Here is an 18,053-nt window from a genome sequence, read left to right on the forward strand (position 1 = left end):
CCATGCTTCGTTGGAATGAGGAATCTTCACAAGTACAAGCAGCGGCGCTAATGCGCCCTGCAGTTTCTGTAAGCGCAAAGGTTGAAGCAATATGCAAAACTATTTTAGCTAATGTAAAAGAGCAAGGCGATGAGGCCTTACTTAGCATGGCCAAAGAGTTTGATAATAGAGCTAACCCACGTTTGCGCGTACCGCTAGATGAAATTAACGCATCTGAGCAAGCACTAAGTGCTGAGCTTAAATACGCAATTGACACCGCTTATGCAAATGTTAAACGTTTTCACGAAGCGCAGTTGCCAAAAGATATTAAATTATCAACCCAACCAGGCGTTGTATGTGAACTGAAATATCAAGCCATCGAAGCAGTCGGTATTTATGTACCCGGTGGCAGTGCTCCGCTGCCATCGTCAGTTATTATGCAAGGTGTATTAGCACAGTTAAGCGGCGCTAAAACCGTTGTACTAGCTACGCCGGTACAAGGTGATAAAGCAATTAACCCTGCTATTTTATATGCAGCTAAGTTATGTGGCATTACTACTTTGATAGAAAGTGGTGGCGCAGGCGCAATTGCAGCAATGGCTTATGGCACCGAATCGGTTCCTAAAGTAAACAAAATTTTTGGCCCAGGTAATAGCTTCGTAACAATGGCTAAACAGCTCGTTGCGCAAACTATCCCAGGTATGGCAATTGATATGCCAGCAGGTCCTTCTGAAGTATTAGTTATTGCAGATGAACGTGCAAACCCAGAATTTATAGCCGCCGATTTACTCTCACAAGCAGAGCACGGCGCAGACTCGCAAGTTATTTTATTATGTAACAGCGAAAGTATTATAGAACAAACTCAGCAGGCACTTACACGCCAGTTAGCTAATTTGAGCCGCAAAGAAACAGCCGAGCAAGCGCTCGCTAATTCTTCACTTATTTTGGTTGATTCAGTTGAGCAAGCATTTGATGTATCGGCGCAATACGGCCCAGAGCATTTAATTTTACAACTAGGCGATGCAACACCTTACCTAGATAAAGTTAAAAATGCAGGCTCAGTATTTGTAGGTGACTACACACCAGAATCTGCAGGCGATTACGCATCGGGTACTAACCACGTGTTACCAACATATGGTTACAGTGCAACTTACTCGAGTTTAAACTTGCTTGATTTTTTCCGTACATACACAGTGCAAACAATTACTAAAAGTGGTTTAACGCAGCTTTCAAAAGCAATTTTACCACTTGCAGATGCAGAAGGCCTTGATGCCCACGCTAATGCGGTTTCAATTCGTTTAGAGGCAATTAAAAATGAGCAATGAGAGCGCACAAGCGTCTAGCTTATTACCTAAGAATATTGCAGCCCTTGCTGCATACAGCTCTGCAAAAAGTGAAAAGCTAACCGGTACTACGTGGCTAAATGCTAACGAAAGCCCGTATGCTAAAAATCTTGAACTGAGTATTGAGGATTTAAATCGCTACCCCGACCCACAACCGCAACTGGTTATTGACAGGTACGCCGCTTATACAGATCTTGAAAGCGAAAATGTATTAATGACGCGCGGCGCAGATGAAGGCATTGAGCTTTTAGTGCGCACATACTGTGAGCCAGCTAAAGATAGTATTGCGCTATTTTTACCAACTTACGGTATGTACAAAGTTACCGCCGATACACACAACGTTAGTATTAACGCGCTTACACAAGAATTATTATTAAGTGGCAGTGTTGATGAAATAGTTGCAGCTGTTGGCAGCTCAAAGCTGGTATTTATTTGTAACCCAAATAATCCAACTGGCAGCTTAACGCCACTTGATAAAGTAAAAGCGATTGCAACAGCACTTGCAGGTAAAGCATTAGTTATTGTTGACGAAGCCTATATAGAGTTTTGCCCAGAGCAAAGCGCGACTAAACTTATTAATGAGTTTAGTAATGTAGTGGTTTTGCGTACGCTTTCTAAAGCCTTTGCGCTAGCAGGGCTCAGAACGGGCTTTACGCTTGCACAAGCAGCAACACTAGCGCCAATTCGTAAAGTCATTGCGCCGTATCCGGTATCAGGCGTTGTAGCAAGTATTGCAGCGCAAGCAATTGCACCCGATGCAATTACATCAATGCGCCGCCAAGTCACTATTTTAAATAGCTTAAAAGCTAAGTTGGTAGATTGGCTAAACGCCTCCCCTGCTGCATTAAAAATTCTCACTGGTGAAGGTAACTTTGTTACTTTAAAATTAGCCGATAAAAACTACTTTAAAATTGCACTTGAGCAAGGTTTGGTTATGCGCGCTTTTACACTATACGGTGAAGACGACTGGCTACGAATTTCAATTGGCAGTGAACAAGAACTTGAACAAGTAAAAATTTGGTTAGATGGCTTACAAACGCCGGCTACCGCAGCATCTTTAGCAGGAAACGAAGTATCATGAGTAACCCCTATTTATTTATAGACCGCGACGGCACTATTATTGAAGAGCCAATTACCGACAAACAGGTAGATAGCCTTGAAAAGCTAGCATTTTTACCTGGTGTTATTCCTGCGTTATTACAATTACAAGCCGCAGGTTACCGTTTAGTAATGGTGTCTAACCAAGATGGTTTAGGCACAGATAGCTTTCCTACTGCTGATTTTGACATAGCACAAGACAAAATGATGGACATAATGCAAAGCCAAGGCATTAGCTTTGACGAAGTATTAATTTGCCCTCACTTTAACGAGCAAAACTGCGATTGCCGTAAACCTAAAACCGGATTACTTACCGAGCTTATGCGCTCAGGCAAAGTAGATTTAGCACGCTCTTTTGTTATTGGCGATCGCCAGACCGATATTGGCCTTGCTCAAAACTTATGTTGTGAAGGTATTTTATACGACGGCGATTGGAGTGCGATAGTGACAAAATTGACTACCGCAAACCGCGAAGGTCGTGTTACACGCAACACAAAAGAAACCCAAATTGATGTAGCCATAAACTTAGATCAAACAAAAAATGGCAGCATAGACACCGGACTTGGCTTTTTTGATCACATGCTTGATCAAATTCGCACCCACGCAAACATTGGTTTAAACATTAAAGCCAAAGGCGATTTACACATAGACGAGCACCACCTTGTTGAAGACATTGGTATTGCTCTTGGTGTCGCACTTAAACAAGCGCTTGGCACTAAATCGCAAATTGCACGCTATGGTTTTGCCCTTCCTATGGACGAGTGTAAAGCTGAAGCACAAATTGATTTATCGGGCCGTGCATCATTTGTATTAAACGCTAACTTTAGCCGCGAAAAAGCAGGCGACTTAGACGTGCAAATGGTTGAGCACTTTTTCAAAAGCTTAAGTGATAACGCCGCTATTAGCCTTATTTTATCGGTAAGCGACGGTAACTGTCATCACCAAGTAGAAGGCTTATTTAAAGCGTTTTCACGTGCTCTTCGTATGGCAGTGGCACAAGACACGACCCAACAAACAGCCAGCTCTAAGGGATGTTTATGATTGCCATAATTAATACCGGTTGTGCCAATATAAATTCAGTACGCTTTGCGTTTGAACGCTTAGGCCAAACGCCAACAGTAATTACTTCACCAGAGCAATTAGCGGGTTTTGAGCGCGCTATATTGCCAGGTGTAGGTCACGCGTCGGTTGCTATGAAACGCCTAGTAGATAACGGCTGGCAACAAGCTATAAATGAATACCAGCGCCCGCTTATGGGCATTTGTTTAGGTATGCAGTTACTGTGCGAAAGCACCGAAGAAGGTAACGTACAGTGCCTAGGTAAAATACCAGGGCAAGTAAAAGCGCTTGATGTAGGCAATTTAACGTCGCCGCATATGGGTTGGAATAACTTAAGCGTTAACAAAGAGCATGCATTAACTAATGGGCTTACGCTTGATGAGCAAGTGTATTTTGTTCACAGCTTTGCGCACACCGTAAACGACGCCACACTAGTGAGCGGCGAATATGGTCAAACCTTTTCAGCCATTGTTGCTAAAGACAATTACGCAGGCATGCAATTTCACCCAGAGCGCAGCGCAAAAGTTGGCGCACGTTTATTACAAAATTTTGTTGATTGGCAGTTATAAGCTGCCCATTAACTAACAAAAAAGAGATTATTTGTGATTATTCCAGCATTAGACGTATTACAAAATCAAATTGTGCGCTTGTACCAAGGTAAATACGACACAGCACAGTTTTACCCTTTCGAACTTGGTGCGCGTTTAAAAGAATACGCCGACAGTGGCGCAGGCAAGTTACACCTTGTTGATTTAGAAGGTGCACGCGATCCAAGTAAAAAACAGTGGAAACATATTCAAGCTGCAACCAAAGCACTTAACGTACCGTACCAAGTGGGCGGCGGTATTCGCTCAGAGCAAGATGTAAGTGATTGGCTAAAAGCCGGTGCAAACCAAGTTGTTATTGGTTCAATGGCAGTAGAAAAACGCGAACAAGTAAAAGCCTGGATTGAGCTATTTGGCGCAGAGCATTTTGTAATTGCTCTTGATGTAAATAAAACAGCCACGGGCTGGGCACCAGCAACGCACGGTTGGTTAAGTGAATCTGAATTTGGTTTACTTGAGCTGGTAGATTTTTATGTAAGCTTAGGTGTTATTGATTTTTTATGCACGGACATCAGTAAAGATGGCACCATGACGGGTCCATCGTTTGAGCTTTACGAAGATTTAACTCGCCATAACAGCACAATTAAAGTGCAAGCCTCAGGTGGCGTAAGCTCACTAGATGACATTAAAAAGCTTAAAGAGCTTGGTGTGGGCGGCGTTATTTTAGGTAAATCATTGCTTGATGGCGCATTTAGCGTTGAGGAGGCACTGGCATGTTATCAAAACGCATAATCCCGTGTTTAGACGTTAAAGACGGCCAAGTAGTTAAAGGCGTAAAGTTTAAAGGCCATGAAATAGTTGGCGATATTTTAACAATGGCTAAAGCCTACAGCGAAGCTGGCGCCGATGAACTGGTTTTTTACGAAATCAGTGCAAGCGTTGAAAAACGCCTACTTGATGTAAACTGGGTAGAGAGCATTGCACGTAATATCGATATTCCATTTTGTGTAGCGGGCGGTATTAAATCAGTGGCTGATGCAGCGCGGGTACTTGAGCGCGGCGCAGACAAAATAAGTATTAACAGCCCTGCTATTGCGCGTCCTGAACTTATTAAAGAATTACACGATGAGTTTGGTAAGCAATGTGTTGTAGTCGGCATTGACAGCTTTTTTGATGAAATTACCGGCGAGTATTTAGTGTATCAATTAACCGGCGATCCTAATGCATCAAGCCGTACGCGCTATAAAACACAAGAATGGGTTAAACGCGTACAAGACCTAGGCGCAGGCGAAATTGTATTAAACTGTATGAACCAAGATGGCGTTCGTAACGGTTACGACAACGAGCAACTAAGTAAAATTCGCGATCTGTGTGACATTCCTTTAATCGCCTCTGGCGGTGCGGGTAGTATGCAAGATTTTGTTGATGTATTTAAACAAAGCAAAGTAGATGGTGCATTAGCTGCCAGCGTTTTTCATAAAAATGTGATTAACATTGGCGAACTAAAACAATTTTTAACAGATAACCAAGTGGCAGCAAGATTATGCAAGTAACACAACAAAACCAAGCTCAGGTCGATTTCGCTAAAAGTGATATGATCCCTGCGATTATTCAAGATGCCCGCTCTGGTGTTATTTTAATGCAAGGCTTTATGAACAGCGAAGCACTCGCTGTTACGCTTGATACCAATAAGGTAACGTTTTACTCGCGTTCAAAATCGCGTTTATGGACTAAAGGCGAGTCATCAGAAAACTACTTAAACGTAGTATCTGTGCATACAGATTGTGACTACGATTCAATTTTAGTACTTGCCAACCCAGAAGGCCCAACGTGCCACTTAGGCACACAAAGCTGTTTTGGTGATGAAGCAAAACCAAGTTTAAGCTTTTTAGCACAGTTAGAAGATGTGATTGTTGCGCGTAAAAATGACGACCCTGAAAAAAGCTACACTGCCTCACTATTTGCAAAAGACTTAAGCCGTAGTTGTCAAAAAGTAGGTGAAGAAGGCGTAGAAGTTGCCCTTGCCGCTATGAAACACGATAACGATGAGCTAACAAACGAATCTGCTGATTTAATTTATCACCTTACAGTATTGCTACAACGCCAAGGCTTAGCCCTTGAAGATGTAGTTAAATGCTTGCAAGGTCGCCATAAATAGCATTAGTTGTAACTAACAAAGAGGCTCATATTTATATGGGCCTTTTTATTTTTACAGTAAATCACGTGTGATATAGTGCGTGGCTAAATTAATCGGTTACTGTGAACTATGAAAAACTATATTATTCCTTCTATTGTCGCGTTTATTTTAGCAGGCTGTACCAGCAAAACTGATCAGACTACAACTACAACAACCACTACTACAACGAATCAGTCTGTAAAAACCACAGTAACACCCGATGAATGCAGCACCATAAATAACCTAATAAATGGTTATGAGTCTGGTTTTAATTCAATCAAAACAGATAAAGTAAATAACCAGTTTACTAATCAATGGCGTACTAATACTCATATAATTGGAGCAAACTGTACAGTTACTTTAAATAAGTCAGAGCAAGCAAGCTACCAATGCCAAACACCTGTTAAAACACAAACGCAAACAATAAAGTCTCATCAAAAACTGGCTAAGCAATTGCGCCAATGCTTAACCAAAACAGGTTGGTTGGAAAGCCAAAAAGAAACAGCAAGTTCAATTTACAGCACCTTTGTACTTGATACTAAAACCCCTGTCATTACACTTGCTACCAATCAAGAAGGTAATGGGTTTTCTACTCGCTTTGAAATTGCTCCACCGTTAGGACTTTAATAATGCGCCAATTAAATCAAAACAAAAAACCATCTAAATTTAAAACTGATTGCCTAGGAATATGCGAAAGGCGCAGCGGTTACTGCACCGGGTGTGGGCGTACCAACGAAGAAATTTTTGATTGGATAATATTATCTGAAGATGAAAAAAAAGCGATTTTAGAAACACCACGAGCAGACGCTAACTCATAACAAATAAAGCCCCTAAATGTTAAAAGTAACAGTTAATTGATTAACTAAAAACTTTTAACTTGTTGTGGCTATTCATTTTAGTTGCGCTAATACAGCTTTCGACTACTTGCTCAAATGAGTTATTAATATCTATATTTATAACATTGGGCTCATCTTCTTTTGGAACTTCTAGCGCTTCAAATTGGCTTTTGAGTAAATCAACAGGCATAAAATGCCCTTTTCTGTCCTGCATACGGCTTTTAACCAGCTCAAAATCACCATAAAGATGTAAAAAGGTAATGCCTGTATTTCCATCACATATTTGTTTTCGGTATTTCTTTTTTAATGCTGAGCAGACTATTACCGCGACTTCATTTTTCTTTTCAATGCTAAATGCAGCATCACGTATTCTTTCGAGCCAAGGCACACGATCAGCATCATTTAAAGGCTGCCCAGATGACATCTTTAATATATTAGCCTTGGGATGTAAGTCGTCTCCGTCGATAAATTTAGCGCCAATGCGCTTTGCTAATGCATCACCCACACTTGACTTTCCTGTGCTTGAAACCCCCATTACAATATAAATACGACCTACATTTGTGTTACTCATGTATTTATCCTCGCCTTAATTTAATAATTAATTATTTTCAATGTATATATTATATTGAGTTACGGGTAACATGTTACGCGTAACAAATACGAAAGTGAAGTTAAACACACACTAAACATCATAATTCACACTGAATATAAGTAGGGAAAAATGTCAGATTTATCATTAATACTAACAGCGGTAGGCTCCATATTTTTATTGCTTTTTTTAGTAATGAAAGTACGACTACATGCTGTCGTCTCTTTGATCCTTGTTTCTATGATTGCAGGATTATTCTCAGGAATGAGCCCAGAAATAATTGCCGCTACAATTCAAAAAGGAATGGCCGGAACACTAGGCTTTGTAGCGGTGGTGGTCGCTTTAGGCGCCATGTTTGGCAAAGTAATGGAAGAAACCGGCGCGCTGGATCGCATTGCCCACACACTTTTACACCGTTTTGGAGAAAAAAACGCTAATTGGGCGCTTACCTTTACGGGCTTTATTTGTGCCCTCCCCCTCTTTTTTGATGTAGCCGTTGTACTTTTAATCGGTATTGTTTTTGCTGTGGTACGAAAAGGCGGTGGCAGCGTTGTTAAAATTGGTATTGGGCTACTTGCTGGGATAGCATCTTGTCAGGCATTTCTTATTCCTGCGCCAGGGCCGATTTTGGTTGCCTCTCAATTAGGCGCTGACTATGGTTATATGATTTTATTTGGCCTTATTGCTGCCATACCGGCAATGATTATAGGAGGTCCAATTTGGGGCTCTATTATTTCTAAATCTATTCATGTAGAACTCCCACGGCACGAACAAATCGATGATAACCAAAGAGTTGGTAAAGGGACGCCTAGTTTTGGATTAGCATTAGGTTTAATTGCTCTGCCGTTAATTATGATTAGTTTAAATACTATTGGTAGTCGCTTTGTTGAAAGAGACTCTGATTTATATAATTGGTTAGCCTTTATAGGACATCCATTTACAGCAATTTTAGTTGCCTGCCTAATGGCATTTTATTTGCTCGGTGCAAGGCGCGGTGTCCCGAATGCTAGAATCATGGAAATTTGTGGTAGTGCCTTACAACCTGCAGGAATTATTATTCTTGTCACTGGTGCCGGTGGGGTATTTAAACAAGTATTAGTTGATTCAGGAGTAGGTACTGCACTAGGTAATTACTTAGCTGGCTCAGGATTACCAATTGTAATACTCGCTTTTGTATTATCAGCCGCTGTGCGGGTTATTCAAGGCTCTGCGACAGTAGCTATGCTTACAGCGTGTGGCTTAATTATTCCAATGCTTCAGCCTTTAGGCCTTGATGGAGCGCAGCTTGCCGCTGTCACTATCGCTATTGGTGGGGGCTCTATTGTGCTCTCCCATGTAAACGACTCAGGATTTTGGTTAGCGAGTCGCTATCTCGGTTTGAGCGAAATGCAAACTCTTAAAACGTGGACGGTAATGGAAACTATTATTGGTACTGTTGGCGCACTTGTCGCTATGATTATTTCTCTGTTTTTGTAAAATTACAGTATGTAGAGTTATCATCACACATATAAAAATTACCTGAGCCTTTTGTTATTTAGGCTCAGGTAATTAGGCACAGGTAATTAGGCTCATATAATTAGAGTATTTAAACACTTTCACCTAGATGAACTATATAACCAGTATCAATTACTTGCTTATAATTAATCCTAGCATCCAAATCTGAATTAATCCGGCTCAACAACTCTCTTCCCGCAACATTACCTATCTGATAACGAGGGGTGATCACACTTGCTAATTGAGGCACCATTGCTTGGCCAATATCATGGCCATGAAAACCCACAACCCCCATTTGGCTAGGCACTAAAATGTTGTTTCGCTGGCATTCAAAAATAGCCCCAATTGCTAAATCATCATTAGTACAAAACAAACAGTCAGTATTTGGGTAGTCAGTAAGCGCTTTTTGTAAAAGTTCAGCACCTAAACTATAAGATGAAGCTTGATCAGTCATCACACTTTTAGGCGTAAAACCTTTAGCTAACATAGCATCTGAATAACCTTGAAATTTTAGGCGTGTTCGTACATCGAGCCTTGCACCTATATAAACAATATTGCGATAGCCTTTATTTAAAAGTGCCGTCGTCATATCAAAAGCGGCTTTAACGTTATCAAAACCAATCGCTTGCTGCATAGGAGAGTGATGAGTATCCATTATTTCAATCACAGGTACGCCTGACGTTTCAATCATTTTTAGCGTTCTGTCTGTGTGTGTGGTTTCTGATAAAATTAAACCATCAACGTGATACGACAATAGATACTCAACCCGTTTTTCTTCAATTTCAGGGTTGTAACCATAATGGGCTAACATTGTTTGATATCCTGCAGGCCCTGTTACATCTTCAATACCTTTTATAACTTGAGCAAATACGTGGTTCGTTAACGATGGGACTAGTACACCAATAGAGTAGCTTTTAGCATTAGAGAGTAAATCAGGGGCTTTATTTGCAATGTAACCTAGCGTATCAATAGCTGCACTAATTTTAGTGCGAGTAGACTCTGATACTTTTTCGGGATTACGTAAATAACGACTCACCGTCATTTTGGTTACACCAACCGCATCGGCAATATCTTGAAGAGAAGAACGTTTGTTTTTTTTCATCACACACAATTAAATAAAATGTTACTTGTAACATACCAACTATTGTGAAAAATCACTACTTTTAGCCATTTTTATTTAAGTTATCACTAAGCGATTACCCAAGAGATTTAAATAACCTAGACCTATTTTAATGAATAAATCTGTATTTGTACCAATAACATTAAACAGAGGCTCAGATACTCCGAGCCTCATCGTAATTGAAAACTTATAGCAATCTCAACAATTGCGAACCAGGTAGGCCGCTTTGTGGTAATAACGCGGGGGTAACTGCAAATGCTTCTGGGATTTTACTTTTGATTTCATCCATCTTTTTACGGTTATTTTGTTTATCATAAACATAATATTTAAGGATATTTCCGTATACATCGTCTTTTGCATCAACCTTCTCTAGGGTTTTTAACGCTTTATCGTAATCATCAAGGTAAATGTATGCCAGTGCTAAGTTATCAGCAGAGCCAACATGTAGTTTCCCTTCAAGCTGTTTTGATAAATCTTCAAGCTCTGCAACAGCAAGCTCATAACGCCCTAGTTGTATATACGCGGTTGCTAGTGAATTTTTTAAAAAGTAAGGCGGGTTACTACCAGGCTCATACCATTTTTCGTAAGCACTCAGTATATCTTCATATTGCTCAAGTTTAGAGTAAACGTGATCTAGCAGCCTAAAGCTTTGTAGTTTAATTTCAGCTTCTTCAAAACCAGCAAGTTTATCTCTATTTAAGTGCCATTGTTGTATGCCTTGCGCAGCTTGGTTTAACAGTTCAGGGGTATCACTTTTTGCCCCAGCAGCACTTTTTAGAAGCTGTGCAAGTTGTTGTTTATATTCTTCACTTTTAACAGGAGCCTGAGACGTATTATTACCTGGCTGCTTGTTATCTGAACTACCATCTACAATTTGCGCTGCAGCTAAAGCACTAAAAGACATTGCCGCCGCAACCATAACCAAATATTTACTTTTCATTGTTTTTTCCTTGTTTAACATTTTGATCCTCTGAATATTAAAACTCTTAGAATGAGCAATATTCAAAAGTGGGGGGGTAAAAAAGTTAGGCGAGCTTTTAGCACTTTGCTCTTGTAGCAATAAACTGGCTAAATCCAATTGGTATTTACCTTTTAGCTTTTGCATACACAACTCATCACAGCTAAGTTCGAGTTGCTCTTTTGCTAAACCAGTTAACTTTAAGCAAATAGGATTCCACCAAAAAACGCTTTCTATAAAACAAATAATCCACGTCCAATAAATATCACCTTGTTGTAAATGAGTTACCTCGTGTTGAATGACTGAATCTAATTCTTCACGATTTACCATCGTCGACTCTAGCCAAATAACAGGCTTTATTAACCCGGTAGCAAAAGCAGGCTCTGTATGGGTTGTTAGTCTAATTGGATACTGATTGTTAATGTGTTTAAGTTCAGGACTTAGCTTTGAGTTAATGTATAAGTTTTTTATAAGCTTTACATAAAGGCTCACGCGTAATGAAAACAATCCAAAACCAGCTAAAACTAAAACTATAAAAACATTACTAAGTGATGGCAATAAGTCCCATATACCCATATCGCTTTGTAATTCGTCCTTAGTTGCTACTTGTTCAGCATTTGGTATTAGTGCTTTAACATCGGGAATCAATTGCGCCACGTTAAATGTGTAACGATTTGCCCCTTCAAATAAGGGTAACTGGGAAAAGTACTGCCAAGGGACAAACCAACATGCCAAGGCAATCATTAAAATGTAAAAGTTTAATCGTGCTGGGGCATTTTTAAGCCCTTTTACTGTAAGCAAAATACATAAGCTAATAAGTGTGCAAGTTAGTAAATAATCCGTCATTACCCTCTCCTTTAATCTAACTTTTTATTTTTTAAAAGCGTTTGTAAATATTCTATATCTTCATCATTTAGCTTTTCTTCTTTGATAAAGTGGGCAATTAAACTACGAGAATTACCTTTAAAAAATCGTTGCATAAAACTAGGCATAGCTTGCTCCGATAATGTGTCTTGAGTAACGATTGTTCTAAAAATAATAGCTCGTCCTTCATGTCCACAACGCTCAATCGCTCCTTTGTGTTCTAACCTATCTACAATAGTTTTAACTGTTGTATAGGCTACTTTTTTATCTTTTTGCTTATCAGCTAAAAGCACCTTATGTAGTTGACTCGCGGTACAGGGTTCTTCCTGCCAGAGCAGCTGCATAATATCCATTTCAAAATCACTAAGTTTCATTGTCGCTCCTATTACTACACTTGTAGTGGTACTGTTACAAATGTAGTAGTAAGTAATCTTAGTGTCAATACAAAATTGACATGTGAATAAAAAACAAGCGGTAAAAATATAAAAGCCTTAGGAAGGTTTTATAAAAAAGGTAGATAAAATAAAGAGGTATACTTATTAATAGATTTTAGAAAAACATAAAAAACGATAGTTTATTTTCAACTAACGCTTTTTATGCTTTAAAGTTTTTTATGAAAGGTAGTGAGGTAACTATGCTTTATCGAGCGCTTGGCTTACATCGGCAATTATGTCTGCAATGTTCTCAATACCGACTGACAAACGAATTAAATCGCGACTTACGCCCGCATTAGCAAGCTCTTCATCATTTAATTGGCGGTGTGTGGTTGACGCAGGATGGCACGCAAGCGACTTGGCATCGCCAATATTAACTAAGCGTAAAATCATGTTTAGCGCATCAATAAAACGAGTACCTGCTTCTAGGCCACCAGCAATACCAAAGCTTAAAATACCCGATGCTTTACCACTGGTAATTTTCTGACTCATTTCGTTATACGGGCTTGATTCAAGCCCTGCGTAATTAACCCAAAGCACTTTTGGATGATTTTCTAAATACTCAGCTAGCTGCTGTGCATTCTCGCAGTGGCGATCCATTCTTAAGCCTAAGGTTTCAAGGCCAATTAAAATGTCAGATGCGTTTTTAGGCGCAAGCGCTGCGCCAGTATTTCTAAGTGGCACTACTCTACAACGTCCAATAAATGCAGCTTCAGCAAAAGCTTCGGTATAAACCACATTGTGATACGACGGATCGGGCTCGTTCATCATTGCAAAGCGCGTGGCATTCGCTTTCCAATCAAATTTACCTGAGTCGACAATCATGCCGCCAATAGCAGTACCGTGCCCGTTTATATACTTTGTAAGTGAGTGAACCACTATATCGGCGCCCAGCTCAAATGGGCGGCATAAATACGGCGTAGCCACGGTATTATCAACAATAAGCGGCACACCTTTGCTATGTGCAATACGTGCTAAACGTTCAATATCAACAATATTACCTGCAGGATTACCAATAGATTCACAAAAAACAGCGCGGGTGTTGTCGTCAATGGCATCCTCGAATGCGCTAAAGTCATCAGCTTTAATCATACGTGCTTCAATACCTTGCCTAGGTAATGTATGGGCAAATAAATTATACGTGCCGCCATATACTTGGCTGGTGCTCACAATATTAGTACCTACCTCGCACAAACATTGAATAGCATACGTAATAGCGGCCATCCCAGAGGCAACAGCCAGCGCACCAATGCCCCCTTCCATCGCGGCAATACGTTGTTCAAGTACGGCATTGGTTGGGTTCATTATGCGGGTGTAAATATTTCCAGGTACTTTTAAATCGAATAAATCAGCGCCATGCTGCGTATTATCAAATGTATAAGAAGAAGTGTGATAGATAGGCACGGCTGCCGATTTGGTCGTAGCCTCAGATTCGTAACCGTGGTGCAGTGCTAATGACTCTAATTTCATAATTATTTCCTTCAATTAATTTACCACTAAGCTAGCACTTCTTGGGTATAAAATGCACATGAAATATATTAAAGGATGTTGAGGTGATTTGATTTAAGTTAAGGCGGTTAATAGCTATGAGTTCAGGATTATGTTCTTTTGAACTTTTTAGAAAAACCATATAAAAAAGACTTTATATGGCTATGTTCTTCCATTAAGTATTAATGAATTAGTATTAAGCACTAAATAAAACAAGCTTAATCGAAATGTGTATTAGAAACTTTAGAGGACAACATAAATTACTAATATTATTTGTATTGTATGGCTCGAATATATTCAATAAGTTGGTCAACAGGAAGCGGCTTTGAGAAAAAGTATCCTTGGATCCTAATATCTTTATATCTAGATAAATGTGTAATTAGCTTTTCATCTTCTACCCCCTCTACTACCACTTTTTTGCCTAAGTCATAACAAACTTTGATAATGGTATCTAAAAGCTTTCGTTCTTTCGTGTCTTTATCAGCTCCAAGAGTAAACTCTCGATCAATTTTAATAATGTTCGCGGGCTGATTAGCAAGATATGACAAACTTGAAAAACCAGTCCCAAAATCGTCTATAGCAACATTCAAACCTGAATTAATTAATTCAAGTAATGTTTTCTCTATAGATGTCTTTTCTTGAAAGGAGGACTCAGTGACTTCAACAGTGAAGTTTTTATATGTGATGTTATTTTGAGTAAGTAAATGGAGTAAGTCGATAGAAAAGTTGTCTTTAATAATCTGCTTGGTTGAAAAATTAACTGCTACGGTTATATTTTGCAGTTGTGAGTGTTTTTTTATATCGTGAAGGACTTGATTTAAAACTTGTTTACCTACTTGAACTATTTGACCCGTAGTTTCTGCTACAGGTATAAATTTTGCCGGAGAGATCCATTCACCGTTACAACACCACCTAACTAGCGCTTCAACACCTACAATTTGGTTCCCATTCAAGTTATGTATAGGTTGGTAGAACACTTCTAATTCGTTGTTCTTTAGAGCCGAGTGTAAATTATTTCGGATAATAATTTTTTCGCTGTGTTTATCATCCATTAATTGTTGATAAAAGTGTATTTGATTTCCTCCAAGTTCTGTAGATTTTTCAAGGGCTATATTTGCTTGCTGAAGGTTAAGCTTAAAATTAAATGATTCGGGGGTTTGATAAAATACCACTCCAGCACTTGCAGTAAGATTGAAGTCAAATGAATCTATACAGTACGCTTTAGATAAATCGAGTATTAAAGCCTCAATTTTTTGCTTAAGGATAGCTGGTGTAGTATCTGTAAAATATAAAACAAAGCTATCGTTAATTCCCTTAGAAATTAATACTCGGTTATCGACATTTATGCTTATTCTTTCAGAAGCTTTTTTCAGAATTTTATCACTGATTTCATAACCTAAAGAGTTATGTATCTCTTCATAAAAATCTAGTTTAACTATTACAGTTGCAAAATTACTACATCCTCTAACCGAGCTAAGCTGCAGAAACTCTTCTTCCAAAGCTTTCAATCTCAGTAAACCAGTTAATTCATCATGCTTTGTACTAAACTCTAAGGCTCTTGATGAATCAGCTACCAGTACAAAAATAAATATAAATAGAAACGTAAACCATAATATTAATTGATCAATTATGGTATCAATGTGTATTGCTTCATAGTCATTGATAAAGGTATAGACATTATGTTCAACTAAACCCATCACATTTATTTTTTCAGTGATAAAATGGTTATAACGGCTAGTTAGCTTGTTTAAATCAGACTGAGTTTTATTTTTATAGTCTACTGAAAAGTATACATTTGGAGTTAATTCTAAATATGTATCATACCGACTAAGATATTTTAAATAACTTTTCTCTAATAATAAGTTCATATCTAGTAAATTTAATATATAAAAACGACTTTGATTCGCAAGTTTAACAGGGGCTAAAAACATTAAAATTGGTATATCGGAGTCTAGAGTTAATGAGTTAGCTGCAAATTGGACTTCCTCTATATCTCTTTTAAGCCATAATTTTATTGTAGGTTTTTCTAGCATTCCATTTAAGTAAAAACTGCTAGAAAAATTATCGCCTGAAATATAATTTAATTCATTATCAAGAACTAAAACACCTTTGATTATATTATAATCACTAATGTAATTTTTTGAGTCTATATTAATTAGACGCATAAAATCTTCAAAACTAACTTTTTCTACTCTAGTCTTTATTCTAGCTAGAGCTTTTTTCTGTGAAGCCAAAGAGCGGTTTATCATTGTTTCTAATAAGTGTATTTTTTCTCTTGCATTACCATCTTGGGTTCTGACTAGATTCAAAGATGACTGATGCCACACAGTTGAACCGATTAATACAACTATAAATACGACTAATTTTATTTTTTTCATTTCATTTATTTTTATATTTTTATGAAAAGCTTTGATAGTAATTGCTGAAAAACAAGTAAACATAAAAATGGCGTACAATGATAAAGTAAATGGCTTGTTATCAAAGCTTCCCAGATCGAAATTACCCTGCATATGAAATAAAAAAGAAAACTGAATAAATAGAAAACACAATGCAGCAACTGTAGCTATTGCGATGCAATACTTCTTTGTATATAGACTTACTTTTTTTATGGTTGCTAAAACGCCTGCAATTAACAGTGAAATTATTGCCGTCGTGGGGCTTATCACCTTCATTAATTCATACCCAGAAAAAGTAGATTCAACCATTCCTAGTGCAAAAATAATACAGTGAAAATACAAAATAGCGCTATATAAAATACTAGTCGCACTTCTTGTCACATTCAATCTCATATCATAACCCATTAAATTTATCAGCTGCCCCAATGCAGCTTAAAAGGATTGCTTATATAATTCAATGCAAACATAAAGTATTACTTATTAATCATTTTTCTTGTGAAGTGGCCGAGAAATACACTTTTGATTGTAAGACCTCCAAGTTGACATCCATGTTTTCATTATATACGATACATACATAAATCATATACGGTATATATAATGGGAATAGTGAAAATATCAGATGGGCTGCATGAAGAAATTAGAAAATCGAGTAATATCATGTCCAGATCTATCAATTCACAAGCAGAGTTTTGGATTAAAATAGGCATGCTTGCTGAGTTAAATCCGACACTTACCTACCATGAAATAATTAAAAAACAACTCATAAAAGAAAAGCTTACTATTCAGGATCTTTTGCATGAGTAAAGCAACAATAAAGACTGATGCAGAAATTGGGCTCATGAGAGAATCAGGAAAGCTTTTAGCTCAGGTATTTAAAATGCTTGATGATTTTATTTGCGAGGGCATAACTACGTTAGATATAGACACTAAAGTAGAAAGCTATATTACCAATGTGTTACATGCTCGTCCTGCCAGTAAAGGCCAATATGGCTATCGGTATTCATTGAACTCATCTGTTAATGACGTAGTGTGCCATGGTGTACCCAATAATATTTATAAATTAAAAAACAAAGATATTTTAAATATTGATATTACCTTAGAGAAAAATGGTTATATCAGTGATTCAAGTAAAATGTATACTTTTGCAGCGACAAGCTCAGAAGCCAAACGATTGGTTAAAACGACTTATGATGCTATGTGGGAAGGTATTAAGGTGGTAAAGCCAAAAGCAACGCTTGGTGATATTGGCTATGCTATTCAAAAGCACGCTGAATCTTCTGGTTATAGTGTAGTACGTGAATATTGCGGTCATGGTATTGGTAAAGAAATGCATGAAGAGCCGCAAGTTTTGCATTATGGTAAACCTCATACAGGGTTAGTGCTTGAAGCAGGTATGACCTTTACTATAGAGCCTATGATCAACCAAGGTTCCAAGAAGGTAAAAACTAAAAAAGATGGATGGACAGTCGTAACAAAAGACAAGAAACTTTCTGCTCAGTGGGAACATACCGTTCTAGTAACAGAAACGGGCTTCGAAGTTTTAACACTTCGCGATGAAGAGAAGCGTGCTTAGCAAAACTAAGTTATGCTACTGACGTATACAAACCGTAACCCATTATGATTAATAAAAAAGGCACTTCCTTTACAGTAAGCGCCCTTCTGTTATCTCACTAA

The 18,053-nt window shown here is 38.3% G+C and carries 18 protein-coding genes; 12 read left to right on the forward strand and 6 right to left on the reverse strand.

Annotated elements, in window-relative coordinates:
• Positions 1-2: 2 nt before the first annotated feature.
• The 9 genes from hisD to H5157_RS11935 all read left to right on the forward strand — a co-directional run bounded on the left by hisD (position 3) and on the right by H5157_RS11935 (position 7,018).
• A complete protein-coding gene (hisD, locus tag H5157_RS11895; RefSeq protein WP_024597350.1) occupies positions 3-1,304 on the forward strand; it encodes a histidinol dehydrogenase in 1,302 nt (433 codons plus the stop codon).
• Complete coding sequence (gene hisC, locus H5157_RS11900; RefSeq protein WP_182692371.1) at positions 1,294-2,403, forward strand: histidinol-phosphate transaminase; 1,110 nt, start codon at positions 1,294-1,296, stop codon at positions 2,401-2,403. The genes hisD and hisC overlap by 11 nt, the downstream gene beginning before the upstream one ends.
• A complete protein-coding gene (gene hisB / locus H5157_RS11905; RefSeq protein WP_182724733.1) occupies positions 2,400-3,461 on the forward strand; it encodes a bifunctional histidinol-phosphatase/imidazoleglycerol-phosphate dehydratase HisB in 1,062 nt (353 codons plus the stop codon). Before hisC ends, hisB begins: the two co-directional genes overlap by 4 nt.
• Positions 3,458-4,048 (forward strand): imidazole glycerol phosphate synthase subunit HisH, encoded by a 591-nt coding sequence (gene hisH, locus H5157_RS11910; protein WP_182724734.1) that lies wholly within the window; start codon positions 3,458-3,460, stop codon positions 4,046-4,048. Before hisB ends, hisH begins: the two co-directional genes overlap by 4 nt.
• Positions 4,049-4,081: 33 nt before the next feature.
• Entirely contained in the window at positions 4,082-4,816 is a 735-nt protein-coding gene (locus H5157_RS11915) for a 1-(5-phosphoribosyl)-5-[(5-phosphoribosylamino)methylideneamino] imidazole-4-carboxamide isomerase (protein ID WP_182692373.1), read from the forward strand.
• Positions 4,798-5,577, forward strand: coding sequence for an imidazole glycerol phosphate synthase subunit HisF (gene hisF / locus H5157_RS11920; protein WP_004586384.1), 780 nt, complete (start codon positions 4,798-4,800; stop codon positions 5,575-5,577). The genes H5157_RS11915 and hisF overlap by 19 nt, the downstream gene beginning before the upstream one ends.
• Complete coding sequence (hisIE, locus tag H5157_RS11925; RefSeq protein ID WP_007376299.1) at positions 5,568-6,182, forward strand: bifunctional phosphoribosyl-AMP cyclohydrolase/phosphoribosyl-ATP diphosphatase HisIE; 615 nt, start codon at positions 5,568-5,570, stop codon at positions 6,180-6,182. The genes hisF and hisIE overlap by 10 nt, the downstream gene beginning before the upstream one ends.
• A gap of 108 nt (positions 6,183-6,290) precedes the next feature.
• The gene (locus H5157_RS11930) at positions 6,291-6,827 is read left to right on the forward strand and encodes a hypothetical protein (protein ID WP_182724735.1); all 537 of its coding nucleotides are present in this window, start codon (positions 6,291-6,293) and stop codon (positions 6,825-6,827) included.
• A gap of 2 nt (positions 6,828-6,829) precedes the next feature.
• Positions 6,830-7,018: a DUF1289 domain-containing protein gene (locus H5157_RS11935; RefSeq protein WP_002960277.1), complete on the forward strand. Its 189-nt coding sequence runs from the start codon at positions 6,830-6,832 to the stop codon at positions 7,016-7,018.
• A gap of 40 nt (positions 7,019-7,058) precedes the next feature.
• Here H5157_RS11935 and H5157_RS11940 read toward each other — a convergent pair whose 3' ends face one another.
• Positions 7,059-7,607, reverse strand: a complete 549-nt coding sequence (locus H5157_RS11940; RefSeq protein ID WP_182724736.1) for a gluconokinase — start codon at positions 7,605-7,607, stop codon at positions 7,059-7,061.
• 150 nt (positions 7,608-7,757) lie between these two features.
• Between H5157_RS11940 and gntU the strand changes: the two genes are divergently transcribed.
• Positions 7,758-9,101: a gluconate transporter gene (gene gntU / locus H5157_RS11945; RefSeq protein ID WP_182724737.1), complete on the forward strand. Its 1,344-nt coding sequence runs from the start codon at positions 7,758-7,760 to the stop codon at positions 9,099-9,101.
• A gap of 109 nt (positions 9,102-9,210) precedes the next feature.
• On the opposite strand, the gene gntR is transcribed toward gntU, so the two are convergent.
• The 5 genes from gntR to H5157_RS11970 form a co-directional block, all read right to left on the reverse strand.
• Positions 9,211-10,221 carry a gluconate operon transcriptional repressor GntR gene (gene gntR, locus H5157_RS11950; protein WP_182724738.1) on the reverse strand — a complete coding sequence of 337 codons (1,011 nt, stop codon included), beginning with the start codon at positions 10,219-10,221 and terminating at the stop codon, positions 9,211-9,213.
• A 205-nt stretch (positions 10,222-10,426) separates the two neighbouring features.
• The gene (locus H5157_RS11955; protein ID WP_182724739.1) at positions 10,427-12,043 is read right to left on the reverse strand and encodes a M56 family metallopeptidase; all 1,617 of its coding nucleotides are present in this window, start codon (positions 12,041-12,043) and stop codon (positions 10,427-10,429) included.
• Positions 12,044-12,054: 11 nt separating this feature from the next.
• Positions 12,055-12,435, reverse strand: coding sequence for a BlaI/MecI/CopY family transcriptional regulator (locus H5157_RS11960; RefSeq protein ID WP_182692377.1), 381 nt, complete (start codon positions 12,433-12,435; stop codon positions 12,055-12,057).
• A gap of 258 nt (positions 12,436-12,693) precedes the next feature.
• Positions 12,694-13,965 (reverse strand): O-acetylhomoserine aminocarboxypropyltransferase/cysteine synthase family protein, encoded by a 1,272-nt coding sequence (locus H5157_RS11965; protein WP_182724740.1) that lies wholly within the window; start codon positions 13,963-13,965, stop codon positions 12,694-12,696.
• Between the two features lie 287 nt (positions 13,966-14,252).
• A complete protein-coding gene (locus H5157_RS11970) occupies positions 14,253-16,772 on the reverse strand; it encodes a bifunctional diguanylate cyclase/phosphodiesterase (RefSeq protein WP_220496845.1) in 2,520 nt (839 codons plus the stop codon).
• A 204-nt stretch (positions 16,773-16,976) separates the two neighbouring features.
• On the opposite strand from H5157_RS11970, the gene H5157_RS11975 reads away from it, so the two are divergent.
• Positions 16,977-17,183, forward strand: a complete 207-nt coding sequence (locus H5157_RS11975) for a ParD-like family protein (RefSeq protein WP_024596935.1) — start codon at positions 16,977-16,979, stop codon at positions 17,181-17,183.
• A complete protein-coding gene (map, locus tag H5157_RS11980) occupies positions 17,176-17,952 on the forward strand; it encodes a type I methionyl aminopeptidase (protein ID WP_182692379.1) in 777 nt (258 codons plus the stop codon). The genes H5157_RS11975 and map overlap by 8 nt, the downstream gene beginning before the upstream one ends.
• Positions 17,953-18,053 lie beyond the last annotated feature (101 nt).

This window comes from Pseudoalteromonas sp. SG43-3 (assembly GCF_014164385.1).
Lineage (GTDB): Bacteria > Pseudomonadota > Gammaproteobacteria > Enterobacterales > Alteromonadaceae > Pseudoalteromonas > Pseudoalteromonas distincta.